This window comes from Amycolatopsis sp. lyj-23 (assembly GCF_046549135.1).
Classification (GTDB): Bacteria; Actinomycetota; Actinomycetes; order Mycobacteriales; family Pseudonocardiaceae; genus Amycolatopsis.
This window is the reverse complement of the sequence record NZ_JAJPWN010000010.1, coordinates 338337-353210: the sequence shown is the minus strand read 5'-3', so window position 1 is coordinate 353210 and position 14874 is coordinate 338337. Positions and strand designations below refer to the sequence as shown.

The window sequence follows — 14874 nt, the reverse complement described above, 5'->3', positions numbered from 1 at the left end:
GGTCAGTGGCCCATTATGCGCGATGCGGCCCCGGTCTCAAGGCGGACGCACGTCACACCCGGGCGCTCACCGCACGCGCAGCACCAGCTTGCCGGTCGTCGAGCCCGACTCGATGCGGCGGTGCGCGGTCACCGCGTCCGCCAGCGACAGGGCCTCGACGTCGACGCGCAGGGTGCCCTCCGCGACCGCCGCGACGGCGCGGCGCAGGGCCTGGCCCGCGGTGGCCGGCGCCACTCCCGCGAACGCGGCCAGGTTGAAGCCGGACACGGTCTTGTTGGTGAACCACAGTTCGTTGGCCGGGATGCCGACGTCCTCGGCGCCCGAAGCGTTGCCCATGACCACCAGGCGCCCCATCGGGGCCAGCCGGTCCAGGCTCGCGCGGCGCGCCGGCCCGCCGACCATGTCCACCACGACGTCGAACTCGCCGGTGCCCTCGACGTCGTCGCGCAGGACGACCTCGTCGTAGCCGAAGGCCTTCGCGGCGGCGATCTTCGCGGCGCTCCCGACCGTGCCGACCACCCGGCCGGCCCCGAGCAGCCGCGCGACCTGGCCCAGCTGGCTGCCCACCCCGCCGGCGGCGGCGTGCACGAGCACGCGCTCGCCGGGCGCGAGCCGCGCCACCCGCTCCAGCACGAGGAACGCGGTGGTGCTGTTGGACGGCACCGCGGCCGCGACCTCGAACCCGGTCCCGGGCAGGGGCGCGACCAGGTCGGCGGCGGTGGTGACGACCTCCGCGTAGCCGCCGCTCGCCACGATCGTCAACGCGGCGACCGGCTGGCCGACCGTCAGCCCGGAAACGCCTTCGCCCAGCGCACGGATCCGGCCGGACACCTCGATGCCGGGGACGAAGGGCAGCGGGACGTCCACGACGCCCTGCCGGTAGAGGACCTCGGCGAAGTTGGCGCCGGCGTAGGCGACGTCGATCGAGACCTCGCCCGGTCCGGGTTCCGGGACCGCCACGGCGTCGAGCCGCAGGACCTCGGCCGGGCCGAACTCGGGGATGGTGATCGCCTTCATGCTGTTCGTCATGCCTCGATCCTGCGGCGGCCCCGGGCACCGGACCAGGTCCGGCTCAGCCTGGGTCCGCCAGGACCAGGTTCAGCGCGGAACCAGCGAGAGCACCGCCTCGACCAGCTGCGGGCCGTCGAGCAGCGCCGGATCGTTGTGGTCGGCCCCGGGGACTTCCACCAGCCGGGCCGACGCCGCGGCCGCCACCGCCCGGCTCTGCGAGGGCGGGACGATCGAGTCGCGGCCGCCCACGACCACCACCGCCGGCACGCGCAGGCGGGCCGCCTGCTCCTCGACCGGGAAGCGGTCGCGCAGCAGCAGGCGCACCGGCAGGTACGGGTAGCGCCGCGCGCCGACGGCCGCGAGGTCCGTGAACGGCGACCGCAGCAGCAGCCCGGCCGGCGGGTGCGCGAGGGCCAGCTCGGTCACGACGGCGGAGCCGAGGCTCTCGCCGTAGTAGAGCAGGCGCCCGGGCGGCACCCGCCGGTCCTCGGTCAGGAAGCGGTGGGCCGCGCGGACGTCGAGGGCCAGGCCGTCCTCGCTCGGGCGGCCCGGGTTGCCGCCGTACCCGCGGTAGTCCAGCAGCAGCACGGCCAGTCCGGCCTGCGCGAGCTTCGCGGCCAGCGGCGCGCGCCCGGCCCGGTTGCCGCCGTTGCCGCCCGCGACCAGCACCGTCGCCGCCGGGTCCCGGCCGGCCGGCCGCAGGTACCAGGCGCCCAGCTCGAGGCCGTCGGCCGTGCGGAGGCGAACGTCCTCGGCACCGGGCAGCACGCTCGCGGCGGCGGGCACCGGCGCGGGGTCCGGGAGGTAGATCAGCCGGCGCTGGACCGCCCAGAAGGCGGTCAGCAACAGCACCACGACCACGACGAGCACCAGCAGCAGGCGCAGCAACACGGTCCTGGTCACCGTGACCTCCAGCGCGACGGGAAACAACGACGGGCCGGCCACGTTGTACCCGGTGATGACTCAACCACTCCGATTCTGCGTCCTGGGGGACTCTTTGGCGGCCGGCGTCGGCAGCAGCCGCGAGGACGACACCCTGGGCCGCCGCCTCACCCGGGCGCTGCGCGACGCCGGCCACCCCGTGCACCTGCGGAACTTCGGCGTGCCCGGAGCCCGCTCCAGCGACCTCGAACGCCAGGTCGGCGTCGCCCTCGGCGAGGGCGTGGACCTGGCGCTGATCGTGATCGGCGCGAACGACCTCGCCGGGTTCGTCGCTCCCGCCGTCGGCGCCCGGCAACTGCACGACGCCGTCGCGCGGCTGGTCCGCGCCGGCGCCCGCGTCATCGTGGTCCCGGCGCCCGACCTGGGGATCGTGGATCGGGTGCCCGGCCCGTACCGGCAACTGGTGTCCGCGGCCAGCGGCCACTACGCCCAGGCGCAGGCCGAAGCCGCGATCCGGGCCGGAGGTGCGGTGGCCACCGCCGGTCCCGAGCTGGCCGCCCGCTTCGCCGCCGAACCGGCGCTGTTCTCCGCCGACCGCTTCCACCCGTCTTCGGCCGGTTACGCCGTGATCGCCGAAGGCCTGGCGCCGCACGTGCTCGCCGCGGCCGCCCAGCTCGCCGCCTGACGGAGTTTCGCCGCAAGTCAGCGGCGCGTGGACAGCTCCGCCGGGTGCAGCTCGTACAGGGCGTACGCCTTCCGGATCACCGGCTGCGCCACGTTCCGCACCCGCACCCCGCCGGGGGTCACGCCCTGCTCGCAGCCGAAGTGGGCGTGACCGTGCAGGGCCAGGTCGGCGCCCACCTCGTCGATCGGCTCGCACAGCAGGTACGACCCGAGGAACGGGTGGATCTCGGGTGGCTCGCCGTGCAGCGTGCCCGGGATCGGTGCGTAGTGGGTCAGCGCGACGACGACGTCCGTGTCGAGGGTTTGCAACGCTTTGCGCAGCGAATCCGCCGACGCCATCGTGGTCTCGACGAAGTCCTTCATCTCCCGCTCGCCGAACCGGCTGGCGCACTTGCCGGCGAACCCGCCGCCGAAGCCCTTGACCCCGGCGACACCCAGCGAGCCGTCCGGCAGGTCGAAGCGGACCGCGTCGCCTTCTAGGACCTCGACCCCGGTCTCCCGGAGCAGGTTCGCGATCACCTCGGCCCGGTCGCTGTGGTGGTCGTGGTTGCCCAGCACCGCGGCGACCGGCACGCCGAGCCCGGCGAGCTCCTCGGCCACCACGCGGGCCTCCTCGACGGTGCCGTGCCGGGTGAGGTCCCCGGCGAGCAACAGGACGTCGGCGGTGCCCGCGAGGTGCTCCAGCGCCGGCCGGAGCAGGCCGCGGGAGTCCTCGCCGAGGTGCACGTCACCGACCGCGGCGATCCTCATCGGCCGATCTCCTCCGCGCTCGCCGGTTCGCGGACGTCGGCGACCCGGACGTCGTTGTGCACCAGCTCCCCGGTCAGGTACTCGCCGACGACGGCGTCCACCTCCGCTTTGCGCTCGGCGCAGACGACTTCGCCGGTCAGGTGGACGTGCTCGCCCCGCACGGTCACGTGCACGCCGAGCTCGGCGGTGCGCGGGTCTTCGGCGAGGGCCCGGCTGAGCCGGGCGACGAGGTACTGCGGTGGTTCGGGCACGAGTGCCTCCTTCGGGTCGATCACGGCGAGGTCACCGAGCAGCGCCAGGAACGCCCGGGCGTAGGGGGACGCCGACACCTGCACGGCGACGTCGGTCCAGTCGACCTGTTCGCGCAGGTCGCGGGCGATCCGCAGCAGCGGCGCGAAGTCGCACCGGTGCGCGCTCAGCACGAGCAGCTTGTCCACCAGCAGGTCGGTGCCGGAGACGACCGGCGCCGCGGTGGACCCGATCCGCATCAGCGCGGCGCGGTCGAGCAGCTCGTCGGTCACCGGCCGGTGGTTGGGGCCGTGGATGAGGTCGACGAGGGTGTCGCCGTCGTAGACCTTGGTCAGCCAGTCCTCCGGCGGGTGCACGCGGCGCAGCCCGGCGGCGGTGAGCACCTCCGCCGCGCGCTCCGCGTCACCGGGTTTGAGGAACAGGTCGACGTCGTGGTCCGACGGCGGACCGCCGCGGGCGTACACGGCCAGGCCGCCGGCCACGGCGAACCGGATGCCGGTGCCGTCGAGGGCGGTCACCACGCGGGTCAGGCTCTGCAGCAGCGCCTCCGCTTCCATGCCGGAGGACTACCCGCGACCCGGCCCGCCCTAACCGCCGGTCACGCCGGGAGCGCCGGGCCGCTGCCGGATCCACGCGCAGGCGCGGTCCACCGTCGGGTGCAGCGCGAGCGCGCCGTCCAGGCGGGTGACCTGCAAGGACCGCAGGACCGGACGCCCGTCGGCGACCACCGCGAACGGCAGCCGGGCCGCCGCGGTCTCGCCGGCGAGCTCGGCGAGGACCTGCAGCCCGGCCGAGCCGCAGAACGTGATCGCGCCGAGGTCCACGATGAGCGCGCCCGGCCGTCCGGCCAGTGCGTCTCGTGCCCGCGTGCGCAGCACCGGGGCGGTGCCGAGGTCCAGGTCGCCTGCCGCCGCGACCACGACGGCCTCGGGCACGGTGCGGACTCGCACCGTCAGTGCGGACGTCCGTTCGTCGGTCACGGGGGCTCCTTTTCCGTCGCTGCTGTCCCAGCCTAAAGGGCTTGCATCGTTTTGTCATCGATTTGCCGGGTACTCAGGGAGCAGACCGAACCACGAAAGGACACGCCGCGATGAGCACCGTCACCGAATCCGTGGACGTCGAGACCGACGTCACCACCGCCTACAACCAGTGGACGCAGTTCGAGTCCTTCCCGCACTTCATGGAGGGCGTCGACGAGATCCGGCAGCTCGACGACACCCACACCCACTGGAAGATCAGCGTCGGCGGGCAGACCCGCGAGTTCGACGCGACGATCACCGAGCAGCACCCGGACGAGCGCGTCGCCTGGAAGTCCGACTCCGGCCCGACGCACGCGGGGGTCGTGACGTTCCACCGCCTCGACGACCGGCAGACCCGCGTCACCGTCCAGCTCGACATCGACCCGGACGGCTTCGTCGAGAACGTCGCCGACAAGCTCGGCATCCTCGACCGCCGGGTCAAGGGCGACCTCGGCCGGTTCAAGACCTTCATCGAGGAGCGCGGCGGCCGCGAGACCGGCGCCTGGCGGGGTGATGTCGCCCGCCCCGGGAACTGAGCCTGCCGGTGGACCGGCCCGCGACCGCTCCCGCCGTCACCTGGACGGCGGGAGCGGTCGCGCGCATGCTGGGCGTGCCCGCGTCGACGCTGCGCGCCTGGCACCGCCGCTACGACCTCCCGCTGGCCGCGCCGCAGCCCGGCCGCCACCGCCGCTACGGGCGGGCGGACATCGAAGCGCTGCTGCGCATGCAGCACCTCATCGAGCACGGGATCGGCGCGGAAACCGCGGCCGCGCGGGCGTTCCACGCCGGCGCGACCGACGTGGACACGCTGTTGACCGCCGTCCGGGGCTTGAAGATCGACACCGCCGCCGCGCTCCTCGACGCGCACCTGGCCGACCGCGGCGTCGCGGCCACCTGGGACGACCTCTGCCGCCCGGCGCTGACCGCCCTCTGCGGCCCGGACGCCGACCGCTGCGTCGACCTCGTGCACGGCCTGTCCTGGGCCATCGCCGCGGCCCTGCACCGCATTCCGCCGCCCGCCGGTGCCGCGCCCGCGGCGCTGCTGGCCTGTGTGGACGGTGATCGGCACACGCTGCCGCTGGAAGCCCTGCGCGCGGCGCTCGCCGAACACGGCCGCGAAGCTCTCTTCCTGGGCGCCTCCGTGCCGGAAACCGCGCTCCGGCACGCGATCGACCGGATCCGGCCGGCCGCGGTCGTGCTGTGGAGCAGCAGCCCGGCAGCGCCCCCGCACGGCATCCGGGTACCGCGGCTCGTCCTGGCCGGCCCCGGGTGGCCACCGGAGACCGGCCCGGACAGCCTCCGGGCCGCCGTGTCGCTGCTGACCGGCGGCAGCGGCGTCCGGTTTATGCACCGCCCACCCGGGTAGCCAGCCGCCTTGACAGGCCGATGCTCGCCATCGGCACCACGAAGGCGCGCCAAGTGCCTCTCGCACAGGAGGTCGAGATGACCCAGGGACCCGGTGGTCAGTCACCGCCGCAGCACGCCTCCGGATCGCCGTCGATGCCGGAAACCGCCAAGGGCGAAGCCCGCGAGGTGGCCGCCACCGCCGCCGACCGGGGCGGCGAAGTCGCGCAAACGGCCGCGGACCAAGCGAAACACGTCGCCGCGCACGCCCAGCAGGAAGCCCGCGACCTCCTCCGCGAGGGCCGGGAACAGCTGCAGACGCAGGCCAGGGACGGCCAGCGGAAGGCGGCCGAGAGCCTCCACCAGCTGGCCGGTCAGCTCGAGCGGATGGCGGAGCAGACCGACTCGCCGGGCCTCGCCGGCGACGTCGCCCGGCAGGTCTCCGACCGGACGCGGACGGTCGCCGACTGGCTCGAGCACCGCGAACCCGGTGACCTCCTGGACGAGGTCCGGCGCTTCGCCCGCCGCCGTCCCGGCACGTTCCTGGTGGGCGCGGCCGTCGCCGGTGCCCTCGTCGGGCGGCTCACCCGCGGCGTCGTCGCGCAGCACAAGGAGGAGTCCTCGGACACCGGGGTGAGCACCCCGCCGCAGCACGCCGGTCCCGCCGCGACCCCGCCGATCCCGCAGCCGGCCGACGCCGGGTACGCGACGCCCGTGCAGGGTCTCCCGCAGCCGGGGTACGCGGCCCCCGGCGGGTATCCCCCGCCCCAGCCCGCCGGCGGTCTCCCCCAGCCGGGCTATGCCGCCCCGGGCGGCTACAACGCGCCGCAGCCTGCCGAAGGCCTTCCGCAGCCGAGCCGTCCGGGCGCGGCGCCGGGCGGGTACAACGCGCCGCAGCCGCCGGAACACCTCCCGCAGCCGGGTCCCCGCTTCGCCGGGCCGGGGCAGGTGCCGTGATGACCCAGGCACCCGGGCCCGCGCCGCGCGCCGGTGAACCCGTCGACGTCGCCGACACTTCGGTCGGCGAGCTGATGTCGAACGTCATGAAGGACATTTCCACCCTGGTGCGGCAGGAAGCGGAGCTGGCGAAGGCCGAAATCAAGGCCGAAGCGGGCAAGGCCGCGAAGGGCGCGGGCATGCTCGGCGGGGCCGGGTTCGCCGGCTACATGGTGTTGCTGTTCCTCTCCATCGCCCTGTGGCAGGGCTTGGCGAACGTGATGGACGCGGGCTGGGCGGCCCTGATCGTCGCGGTCGTGTGGGCGATCGCCGGCGCCGTGCTCTACACGACCGGGCGGCGCGAAGTCCGCCGGGTCAACCCGAAACCCGAACGCACCGTCGAGACCCTGCAGCAGGTCCCGGACGCACTGAAAGGCGAACGACCATGACCGAACCGGAGCGCATCCGGCGCGAAATCGAAGGTACGCAACGCAATCTCAGCACGGACGTCAACGCGCTCACCGAGAAGGTGAGCCCGGGCCGGATCGTCGAACGCCGCGTCGGCCGGGTGCGCACGGCGTTCGGCAACGCGCGTGACCGCGTCATGGGCACCGCGACCGACCAGGCGTCGGCGGCGGGCGACAAGGTGGGCTCGGTCGCGTCCACCGCCGGGGACAAGGTGAGTTCCGCCGCCGGCACCGTCGGTGACACGGTGAGTTCCGCCGCCGGCGCCGTCGGCGAGGCCCCGGCGGCGATCCAGCGCGGCACGCGGGGCAACCCGCTGGCGGCCGGCCTGATCGCCTTCGGCGCCGGTTGGCTCGTGTCGTCGCTGCTGCCCGCGAGCGAGCCGGAACGCAAGCTCGCCGGCCAGGCGACCGACCTCGCCCGCGAGCACGTGGCCCCGGTGGCCCAGCACGCGGCCGAGGAGCTGAAGGAGAACCTGCGCGAACCCGCGCAGCAGGCAGCCGAGTCGGTGAAGTCGGAAGCCGCCGACGCCGTGTCGACGGTCAAGGACGAAGCGCAGTCGGCGACCGGCGACGTCACCGATCGCGCCCAGGAGGCCCGGGAGAACGTGCGGTCGCAGAGCTGAGCCGCGGGGGCGCGGCCACCCGGCCGCGCCCCACCCGGATTTCCGGAGCACGCGGGGAAAGGACTGCCCGTGCCCTCGTTGAACCCGCCCTCGTTCGACCCGCCCGGCGGCGACTCGCTGATGTTCGTCGGGACCGCCACCACGGTGCTGCGGCTGGGGCCGTTCACCCTGCTCACCGACCCCAACTTCCTGCACCGCGGCCAGTGGTCCTACTTCGGCCAGGGCCTGTTTTCCCGGCGGCGCACCGAACCCGCGCTGCAGCCGGCGGACCTGCCGCCGCTCACCGCCGTCATCCTGTCGCACCTGCACGGCGACCACTTCGACCGGATCGCGTCGCGCGAACTCCCGCGCGACACCCCGATCCTGACCACCGAGCACGCGGCCACCCGGCTGCTGCGGCGGGGGTTCCACGCCCCGCTCCCGCTGCCGACGTGGACGACGGAGACCTTCACCGTCGGCGACGCGCAGCTGACGGTGACGTCCGTCCCGGCGCGGCACGCCCCCGGCCCGATGCAGCGGATCCTCCCGCCGGTCATGGGCAGCGTCCTGGAGTACCGCGCGACGCCCGAAACCGGCCCGCTGCGGATCTACCTCAGCGGCGACACGGTGATCCACGACGAACTCCGGCGGATCCGGGAGCACTTCCCCGACCTCGACCTCGCGGTGGTGCACCTGGGCGGCACGCGCGCGTTCGGCGTGCTGGTGACGCTCGACCACCGCGGCGGCGTGGACCTGCTGAACCTGCTGGAACCGCGGCGCGCGGTCCCGGTGCACTTCGACGACTACGGCCTGTTCCACTCGCCGGTGTCGAACTTCCTGGAAGAGGTCCGGCGCCGGCGGCCGCCGACGCGGGTGCAACTGCTGCAGCGGGGCGAATTCCTCTCGTTGTGAACCCGGTGCGGTTCCGGTGCCGGTGGACGGCACCGGAACCCCCGGAGGAACCTGCGTGTCGAAACCGTGGTCCGTGACTTTTCGCGAACTCGACGGCTCCCGGCAGGCCGGCGTCGCTGCCGCGGGGATGCGCCTGGAGGCGCGGTGGCCGGGCCTCGGCAAGGTCCTACCGGCCGCTGTCGGGGCAGGCAGCACACGTCGGCGACGGAGTACGGCCGGGTACCGTCACGGCATCACTCCCCTTTCCTCGCTCTACGTTCCCTTCGCGCTTTTCGCCGCGGCGGGCCTCGCTCCCGCCGCGGGCCCTTCCCGGCGGGCAGCCGGGCACCCCGGCACCGGCGCGGGCCGACGGCGACCGCGGCCGGGCGGCGGCGCGGCTCCGGACCGCGGCGGGCGGGCGGCACCGGCGGTGGCGGCGGGCGGAAGTTCGCGGCCACGATCGCGTCGAACTCCGCCCGGACCCACTCGGGGTCGGCCAGCACCAGCTCGCTGAACGCCTCGGCCGCGGCCGAACGGGCGCTCTTGTCCGGCATCGTCGTCCACTCCCCGGATCGTCTCGCGATGTCACCAGGTCCTGGTATTCGTATAGCACCGGACGGAGATCGCTTCAAGTCCTCAAAGGACCGGCAGCGGCCCGTGGCGCCCGGCGGTGGAGATTTTTCCGGATGCACCCGCGTGGCGCAGCCGCCGGGTCCGCGCTCACCGGACGTCCCCGGGCCGGGACCGATCGGGCGGGCCCGCCAGCCGAGCACTGCGCCGTTCAGTGACCGTTCAGTGGCCGTTCAGTGCCGCACGGTCGGCGAAAGCCCGGCACAGCAGGGGTTTGCGGAGATCGCGAGCTGGCCGGTGGCGAACGCCGCCGCGTATGGTCACGAACTTGGGAGCGCTCCCCGAAACCGGCCCCGACGAAGGAGGACAGCGTGGTTCCCCGACGGATCCGCCCCCGCAAGACCCTGCTCTCCCTGGTGGTGACGGCCGTGACCGCCGTCCTGCTGGGCGGTGTGCTCACCGGCGTCGCCGACGCGCACGGGTCCGCCACCGACCCGCCCTCGCGCAACTACGGCTGCTGGTACCGCTGGGGCAGCGACTTCCAGAACCCGGCGATGGCGACGAAGGACCCGATGTGCTGGCAGGCCTGGCAAGCCGACCCGAACGCGATGTGGAACTGGAACGGGCTCTACCGCGAAGGCGTCAAGGGCAACCACCAGGGCGCGATCCCGGACGGGACGCTGTGCAGCGGCGGCCGCACGCAGGCGCCCCGGTACAACGCCCTCGACACGGTCGGCGCGTGGCAGATGGCGGACAAGGACAACCGGTTCACCCTGACCGTCACCGACCAGGCGCACCACGGCGCCGACTACTTGCTGGTGTACATCACCAAGCAGGGCTTCGACCCGGCGACCCGGCCACTGGGCTGGGGCGACCTCGAACTGGTCGCCCGGACGGACCGCTACGCACCCGCCGGGCAGTACCAGGTTGCGGTGAACGCGGGCACCCGGACGGGACGGCACGTCGTCTACACCATCTGGCAGGCGAGCCACCTCGACCAGTCGTACTACTTCTGCAGTGACGTGAATTTTTCCGGACGCTAGTCGTCGCCGGCCCCGCGGGCCCGCCGCGGGGCCGGGCACCGGCCGTAAGCTGCGGGCATGGAACTCACGCTGCCCGGCAGCCCGGTGTGCGAGCACGCGAGAGAGGTCGCGACGGCCTACTCGTCGCCGTCCCTGCTCAACCATTCGCTGCGGGTGTACGCCTGGGCGGCCGCGCTGGGCGGCGTCCACCACGTCGACTTCGACCCCGAGCTGCTGTTCGTCGCGGCCATGCTGCACGACGTCGGGCTGGCCGCGGTGTTCGACAGCCACACCGAGCCGTTCGAGGTGGCCGGCGGGCACGTCGGGTGGGTGTTCGCCGCCGGGGCGGGTTGGGCGCCGCAGCGGCGCGCGCGGCTGGTGGAGGTGATCGTCCGCCACATGCAGGCGGACGTCGACCCGGCGGAGGACCCGGAGGGCTTCCTGCTGTGCCGCGCGGCGGCGGCCGACATCGCCGGGCGTGGCGTGGCGGACCTGCCGGCGGACTTCCGCGCGGCGGTGCTCGAGCGCTACCCGCGGCTGGACCTGGTGACGGAGTTCCTCCGCTGCTTCGGCGACCAGGCCGCCCGCAAGCCGGAGAGCCTGGCCGCGGCCGCGATGCGCAACGACCTCGCCACCCGCATGGCGGCCAACCCGCTGGAGGATCGGCCCGTCACCGGCTGACCCACTCCGCGGCGGCGCGCAACGGGACGTCGACCGGAGGAATGCCGGGGTACCAGGCTTTTTCCCATTCGAGTGACACCCACCCGGACCACGAACGCAGCAGTTCACGGCAGTCCCCGAGCGGGACGGCGCCCTCTCCCGGCGGCACCGGGGTCGGGTCTTCGCGGCCGGCGACGTCCTTGACCTGGAAGTAGCCGAGGTAGGGCCCGAGCACGGCCCGCGTGACGGCCGGTTCTTCCCCGGCCCGCCACGGGTGGACGGCATCCCACAGCACGGCGGCCAGCTCGGGCGCTTCGAACCCGTCGACGAGCTGCCGGGCGGCGGCGCCGGTGGGGTGCGAATCGTGCGTCTCGACGAGCAGCCGCACCCGCGCCTCCCGCAGCTCGTCAAGGACGGCGGCGATGCGAGGCCGGGCCTCGCCGTCCCCGCCGGGGAAGACGCGGATCGCGGGAGCGCCGATCCGGTGCGCGAGGGCGATCAGGGCGTTGAGTTCGTCGACGACGGGTCGGTCGGGGCCGGGAGCAGCGACTTTGGCGTACCCGGCCAGGCAGGAGACGACGAGGCCTTCGTCGTCGAGGAGGGTCCGGACGGCGTCGGTGGCGCGGCCGGAGAGTCCCAAGTGGACATCTTCGTCGGGGTGCACGCGCAGTTCGAGACCGTCGCAGCGGTGGGCGCGCGCGGTGCGCGCGGCCTCGCGGACCGGGACACCGGGCATGCCCAGGGTGCTCACGGCGAACTGCCAGCCCATCGACGACCTCTCCACTCGGTGGGGTGATTGTAAGCGCTTTCAGGAGGCGGGTCACGGGGGCCGGTCCGGGGCGCTCGACCGCTGCGGGTCGGCGAGTTCACGCTGTTGACCGCGCTATTGGTTCGAAGCGGAGTCCTCATGCCCGGCACACCCCGGGCATGGCGGTGCCCGCACCCGTGATCACCTCGGGTGCGGGCACCGCGGCCCTGGCTAGTGGGCCTTGTTCTGCCCACGGCCCGCCGGAGCGCGGCCGTTTGCGCCCTCGGCGGCCTTGGCCGCCTGCTGGGCCGGCTTCTCCGCCGACGGCTTAGCCGGGGTCGGTGCCGCTGCCGGCTTCGCCTCCGGCTTGGCCGACGGCGTCGTCGGGGCCGCGGACGTGGGAGCCGCAGCGGCCGGGGTCGCCGGGCTCGGAGCCGCGGCAGCCGGGGTTGCCGGGCTCGGAGCCGCGGCAGCCGGGGTTGCCGGGCTCGGAGCCGCGGGAGCCGGCGTCGGGGCCGGCTTGGTCTCCGGCTTCGCCGAGGCGTTCTTCTCCGCCTCCGCCAGCGGGTTGGGGCGGCGGATCTGGACCACCGCCACGACCGCCGCGGCCAGCGCGCCGAACGCCAGCAGCCACGGCCAGCGGGAACGCTTCGTCCGCTCGCCCCGGGCCACGCTCTTGGCCTCCTGCAGCGCGACCGCCAGGTCACGCTTCGCCGTCGCCACGGCCTTGCGGCGCTTGCGGCCGGACTCGCCCGCCGAACTCACCACCGTCGCCACCGCCTGGGCCGCCTTGCGGCCCGGGTCGCGCAGCTTCGTCGCGCGGGCCAGGACCTCGTCGCGGGCGGCGCCCGAGTGGGACAGCACGTCGCGGCGTGACGACCGCGTGCTCTTGTCGAGGTCCTTGGTCGCCGCCCGGCCCACCTTCGCGAGTTCGTCCTTGCCCTCGGCCAGCTTCCGGTCGGTGATTTCGACCGCCCGTGCGGCCGCGGCCGCACCCACCCGCGCGGCTTCCGCGGCGAGGTCCCGCACGCCGGCCGCCGCCGTCTTCACCGATCGCCCGACCGGGGCGTCGCCCTGGCTCATGTGATCACCTCTCACTCGTCGCAGCAGGCGTCACCTGCTCAGCTCACACGGGTGGGCTACCCAGAGAAGGCGCATCCGGAACGTCGGCCACCCGACGGCGCTGCCGGTACCCCGCCGACTTGGTCTTGGTCCCGCACGCCGTCATGTCGCACCAGCGGCGGCGACCGGCGTGCGAGGCGTCGAGGAACAGGCGGCTGCAGTCCGGGTGGGCGCACTCGCGGACCCGGGCCGCGTGCGGGCCGGTGAGCAGGTCGATCGCGTCGCGGGCGAGCGTCGAAAGGGCCTGGCCGAGGTCGCCGCGGTACTCGACCGCCGAGCCCGTCCAGTGCGGGACCAGCGGCGGCCGCGCGGCGAACGCGTTCAGCTCCGCGCGATCGGTCTCCCGCGCGGCCCGCCGGCACAGCCGGTTGACGGTTTCGCGGAGCGCGACGGTCCGGCGGAGCCCGTCGTCGTCGACCGCGATGCCGGGGCCGTACCCGGCCTCGGCCAGCCAGCGGGTGACGTCGGCGGGCGCGGTCAGCAGCTCGCGCGGGTGCTCGCGGTGGCGGACCTGCAGCGTGGTCGTCAGGTCCAGGCAGCGGCGGCCGCCGAGGAAGGTGAACACGTCACCATATTGACCGGTGACGCGGCCGCTGCCAAGCTGGCGTCACCAGACAGTGGGGTGACGAGGGGGTGCGATGTCCGGGCTGACGCGGTACCTGACCGCCGCGGTGCTGGTCCGCGGGGCCGACAGCGGCGCCGCGGTCGGGCTGCTCCTGCTGGCCGCGGACCGCCACCAGTCCGCGGCCACCGGCGGGCTGCTGGTCGCCGCGCTGACCGCGCCGCACCTGGTGGGCCCGTGGCTGGCCGTGCGCCTCGACCGCGCGCGCGACCGGCGCCGGCTGCTGGCGCTCGCGTACCTCGTGTACGGGTTCGCGCTGACCGCGGGCGCGCTGGCGCTCGGACGGCTGCCCACGGCCGCGGCGTTCGCCGCGGTGGCGGTCGCCGGCTGTTGCGGGCCGCTGCTCACCGGCGGGCTGAGCAGCGTGCTGGACGACGTCACCCGCAGCCGGCGCGGCCGCGGCTGGGACGCGCTGACCTACGGCGTCGGCGGCACGGCCGGTCCGGCGGCGGCCGCGGCGCTCACCGCGTCGGCCGGCCCCCTCGACGCCGTGCTCGCCCTGGCCGTCGCGGCCGTGGCCGCCGGAGCGCTGGTCGTGACGCTGCCGCTGACCGGCCCGGCGCGGCCGGAAGAGGCGGCGGGCCTGCGCGCCGGACTGGCGGTCCTGGTCCGGCGCGGCCCGCTGCGGCGGGTGACGCTGCTGACGTTGCTGGCCGCCCTGGAGCTGGGGGCGCTCCCGGTCGTGGCGGTGCGTTTCGGCTCGGAGCTGCACGGCACGGCCGCGGCGGGCGCGACCCTCACGGTCGCCTACGGCGCAGGCAGCCTGCTGGGCTCGGCCCTGGTGACGGCGTGGCCGCTGCGCGGCGAACCGGAAGTACTGGCCGCGCGGCTGTTCGCGGCGATGGCGGTGGCCACGGCGGCGTGCGCGTTCGCCCCCGGGTACGCCGTCGCGATCGCCGGGTTCGCAGCGCTCGGCGTGCTCAACGCGGTGTCGTTCACGGCGACGCTGGCCGCCCGCGGCGCCTACGCCCCGGCGGGCGCGCAGGCCCAGGTCTTCGTGACGAGCGCGGGCCTGAAGGTGACGTCCGCGGCGGCGGGGGCTGCCCTCGCGGGCACGGCGAGCGGCCTCGGCGGCCAGGCCCTGCTGCTGGCCGCGGCCGCGGCCACCGGTCTGGCGGTGGTCGCGGCCTGGCTCGACGGGAAGCTCACCCCCGCGTTCGCCTCAACACATTGACCCGTTCGCCACGGTTCCACCCCTTTCCCGTCGCGAAAAGCAATAAGGTCACCGAACTGCGCTACGCTCCCCGTCCTGCCAGGACAGGGGAGGACGAGTGCCGGATTTCCTGCGGAACCCG

The 14874-nt window shown here is 74.7% G+C and carries 19 protein-coding genes; 10 read left to right on the top strand and 9 right to left on the bottom strand.

The genetic code is table 11. The features are described 5' to 3' along the window. Nucleotides 1–66: 66 nt before the first annotated feature. Together ACLJPY_RS26315 and ACLJPY_RS26310 are read right to left on the bottom strand one after the other, a co-directional pair. Nucleotides 67–1029: a quinone oxidoreductase family protein gene (locus ACLJPY_RS26315; protein WP_410592346.1), complete on the bottom strand. Its 963-nt coding sequence runs from the start codon at nucleotides 1027–1029 to the stop codon at nucleotides 67–69. Between the two features lie 69 nt (nucleotides 1030–1098). Next, a complete protein-coding gene (locus tag ACLJPY_RS26310; RefSeq protein ID WP_410592344.1) occupies nucleotides 1099–1914 on the bottom strand; it encodes an alpha/beta hydrolase in 816 nt (271 codons plus the stop codon). A gap of 55 nt (nucleotides 1915–1969) precedes the next feature. On the opposite strand from ACLJPY_RS26310, the gene ACLJPY_RS26305 reads away from it, so the two are divergent. Then, nucleotides 1970–2578 (top strand): SGNH/GDSL hydrolase family protein, encoded by a 609-nt coding sequence (locus ACLJPY_RS26305; RefSeq protein ID WP_410592343.1) that lies wholly within the window; start codon nucleotides 1970–1972, stop codon nucleotides 2576–2578. 17 nt (nucleotides 2579–2595) lie between these two features. Here ACLJPY_RS26305 and ACLJPY_RS26300 read toward each other — a convergent pair whose 3' ends face one another. The 3 genes from ACLJPY_RS26300 to ACLJPY_RS26290 are packed head-to-tail and all read right to left on the bottom strand — an operon-like array spanning nucleotide 2596 to nucleotide 4556. Next, entirely contained in the window at nucleotides 2596–3327 is a 732-nt protein-coding gene (locus tag ACLJPY_RS26300) for a metallophosphoesterase family protein (RefSeq protein ID WP_410592341.1), read from the bottom strand. Then, nucleotides 3324–4133, bottom strand: coding sequence for a nucleotidyltransferase family protein (locus ACLJPY_RS26295; RefSeq protein WP_410592339.1), 810 nt, complete (start codon nucleotides 4131–4133; stop codon nucleotides 3324–3326). Before ACLJPY_RS26295 ends, ACLJPY_RS26300 begins: the two co-directional genes overlap by 4 nt. A 30-nt stretch (nucleotides 4134–4163) precedes the next feature. Then, on the bottom strand, nucleotides 4164–4556 hold the full coding sequence (locus ACLJPY_RS26290) for an STAS domain-containing protein (protein WP_410592337.1): 393 nt from the start codon (nucleotides 4554–4556) through the stop codon (nucleotides 4164–4166). Nucleotides 4557–4666: 110 nt separating this feature from the next. On the opposite strand from ACLJPY_RS26290, the gene ACLJPY_RS26285 reads away from it, so the two are divergent. From ACLJPY_RS26285 to ACLJPY_RS26260, 6 genes are all read left to right on the top strand, one after another. Then, on the top strand, nucleotides 4667–5131 hold the full coding sequence (locus ACLJPY_RS26285) for an SRPBCC family protein (RefSeq protein ID WP_191316918.1): 465 nt from the start codon (nucleotides 4667–4669) through the stop codon (nucleotides 5129–5131). 8 nt (nucleotides 5132–5139) lie between these two features. After that, complete coding sequence (locus ACLJPY_RS26280; protein ID WP_410592335.1) at nucleotides 5140–5961, top strand: MerR family transcriptional regulator; 822 nt, start codon at nucleotides 5140–5142, stop codon at nucleotides 5959–5961. A 77-nt stretch (nucleotides 5962–6038) separates the two neighbouring features. Continuing rightward, nucleotides 6039–6896: a hypothetical protein gene (locus ACLJPY_RS26275; RefSeq protein WP_410592334.1), complete on the top strand. Its 858-nt coding sequence runs from the start codon at nucleotides 6039–6041 to the stop codon at nucleotides 6894–6896. Further along, nucleotides 6896–7324, top strand: coding sequence for a phage holin family protein (locus ACLJPY_RS26270; RefSeq protein ID WP_410592333.1), 429 nt, complete (start codon nucleotides 6896–6898; stop codon nucleotides 7322–7324). The genes ACLJPY_RS26275 and ACLJPY_RS26270 overlap by 1 nt, the downstream gene beginning before the upstream one ends. Beyond that, nucleotides 7321–7965, top strand: coding sequence for a DUF3618 domain-containing protein (locus tag ACLJPY_RS26265; RefSeq protein WP_410592331.1), 645 nt, complete (start codon nucleotides 7321–7323; stop codon nucleotides 7963–7965). Before ACLJPY_RS26270 ends, ACLJPY_RS26265 begins: the two co-directional genes overlap by 4 nt. A 120-nt stretch (nucleotides 7966–8085) precedes the next feature. After that, nucleotides 8086–8856, top strand: coding sequence for an MBL fold metallo-hydrolase (locus ACLJPY_RS26260; RefSeq protein ID WP_410592480.1), 771 nt, complete (start codon nucleotides 8086–8088; stop codon nucleotides 8854–8856). 233 nt (nucleotides 8857–9089) lie between these two features. Here ACLJPY_RS26260 and ACLJPY_RS26255 read toward each other — a convergent pair whose 3' ends face one another. Further along, entirely contained in the window at nucleotides 9090–9389 is a 300-nt protein-coding gene (locus tag ACLJPY_RS26255) for a hypothetical protein (protein ID WP_410592330.1), read from the bottom strand. Between the two features lie 387 nt (nucleotides 9390–9776). On the opposite strand from ACLJPY_RS26255, the gene ACLJPY_RS26250 reads away from it, so the two are divergent. After that, nucleotides 9777–10448 carry a lytic polysaccharide monooxygenase gene (locus ACLJPY_RS26250; RefSeq protein WP_410592329.1) on the top strand — a complete coding sequence of 224 codons (672 nt, stop codon included), beginning with the start codon at nucleotides 9777–9779 and terminating at the stop codon, nucleotides 10446–10448. Between the two features lie 57 nt (nucleotides 10449–10505). Then, nucleotides 10506–11108, top strand: a complete 603-nt coding sequence (locus ACLJPY_RS26245) for an HD domain-containing protein (RefSeq protein WP_410592327.1) — start codon at nucleotides 10506–10508, stop codon at nucleotides 11106–11108. Here the strand turns inward: ACLJPY_RS26245 and ACLJPY_RS26240 are convergent. The 3 genes from ACLJPY_RS26240 to ACLJPY_RS26230 form a co-directional block, all read right to left on the bottom strand. Beyond that, nucleotides 11098–11856: a sugar phosphate isomerase/epimerase family protein gene (locus ACLJPY_RS26240; protein WP_410592326.1), complete on the bottom strand. Its 759-nt coding sequence runs from the start codon at nucleotides 11854–11856 to the stop codon at nucleotides 11098–11100. The genes ACLJPY_RS26245 and ACLJPY_RS26240 overlap by 11 nt on opposite strands. Nucleotides 11857–12066: 210 nt before the next feature. Further along, nucleotides 12067–12918 carry a hypothetical protein gene (locus tag ACLJPY_RS26235; RefSeq protein ID WP_410592325.1) on the bottom strand — a complete coding sequence of 284 codons (852 nt, stop codon included), beginning with the start codon at nucleotides 12916–12918 and terminating at the stop codon, nucleotides 12067–12069. A 43-nt stretch (nucleotides 12919–12961) separates the two neighbouring features. Continuing rightward, the gene (locus ACLJPY_RS26230) at nucleotides 12962–13522 is read right to left on the bottom strand and encodes a CGNR zinc finger domain-containing protein (protein ID WP_410592324.1); all 561 of its coding nucleotides are present in this window, start codon (nucleotides 13520–13522) and stop codon (nucleotides 12962–12964) included. A gap of 73 nt (nucleotides 13523–13595) precedes the next feature. Here ACLJPY_RS26230 and ACLJPY_RS26225 point away from each other — a divergent pair, with 73 nt between their 5' ends. Then, complete coding sequence (locus ACLJPY_RS26225; protein ID WP_410592322.1) at nucleotides 13596–14753, top strand: MFS transporter; 1158 nt, start codon at nucleotides 13596–13598, stop codon at nucleotides 14751–14753. The last annotated feature ends 121 nt before the right edge of the window (nucleotides 14754–14874 follow it).

What these genes read in the sequence shown, in the direction of transcription:
- ACLJPY_RS26260 (WP_410592480.1), top strand. Translation starts at nt 8,086, where the DNA reads ATGTTCGTCGGGACCGCCACCACGGTGCTGCGGCTGGGGCCGTTCACC.
- ACLJPY_RS26245 (WP_410592327.1), top strand. Translation starts at nt 10,506, where the DNA reads ATGGAACTCACGCTGCCCGGCAGCCCGGTGTGCGAGCACGCGAGAGAG.
- ACLJPY_RS26265 (WP_410592331.1), top strand. Translation starts at nt 7,321, where the DNA reads ATGACCGAACCGGAGCGCATCCGGCGCGAAATCGAAGGTACGCAACGC.
- ACLJPY_RS26240 (WP_410592326.1), bottom strand. Translation starts at nt 11,856, where the DNA reads ATGGGCTGGCAGTTCGCCGTGAGCACCCTGGGCATGCCCGGTGTCCCG.
- ACLJPY_RS26255 (WP_410592330.1), bottom strand. Translation starts at nt 9,389, where the DNA reads ATGCCGGACAAGAGCGCCCGTTCGGCCGCGGCCGAGGCGTTCAGCGAG.
- ACLJPY_RS26225 (WP_410592322.1), top strand. Translation starts at nt 13,596, where the DNA reads ATGTCCGGGCTGACGCGGTACCTGACCGCCGCGGTGCTGGTCCGCGGG.
- ACLJPY_RS26295 (WP_410592339.1), bottom strand. Translation starts at nt 4,133, where the DNA reads ATGGAAGCGGAGGCGCTGCTGCAGAGCCTGACCCGCGTGGTGACCGCC.
- ACLJPY_RS26285 (WP_191316918.1), top strand. Translation starts at nt 4,667, where the DNA reads ATGAGCACCGTCACCGAATCCGTGGACGTCGAGACCGACGTCACCACC.
- ACLJPY_RS26275 (WP_410592334.1), top strand. Translation starts at nt 6,039, where the DNA reads ATGACCCAGGGACCCGGTGGTCAGTCACCGCCGCAGCACGCCTCCGGA.
- ACLJPY_RS26300 (WP_410592341.1), bottom strand. Translation starts at nt 3,327, where the DNA reads ATGAGGATCGCCGCGGTCGGTGACGTGCACCTCGGCGAGGACTCCCGC.
- ACLJPY_RS26270 (WP_410592333.1), top strand. Translation starts at nt 6,896, where the DNA reads ATGACCCAGGCACCCGGGCCCGCGCCGCGCGCCGGTGAACCCGTCGAC.
- ACLJPY_RS26305 (WP_410592343.1), top strand. Translation starts at nt 1,970, where the DNA reads ATGACTCAACCACTCCGATTCTGCGTCCTGGGGGACTCTTTGGCGGCC.
- ACLJPY_RS26315 (WP_410592346.1), bottom strand. Translation starts at nt 1,029, where the DNA reads ATGACGAACAGCATGAAGGCGATCACCATCCCCGAGTTCGGCCCGGCC.
- ACLJPY_RS26235 (WP_410592325.1), bottom strand. Translation starts at nt 12,918, where the DNA reads ATGAGCCAGGGCGACGCCCCGGTCGGGCGATCGGTGAAGACGGCGGCG.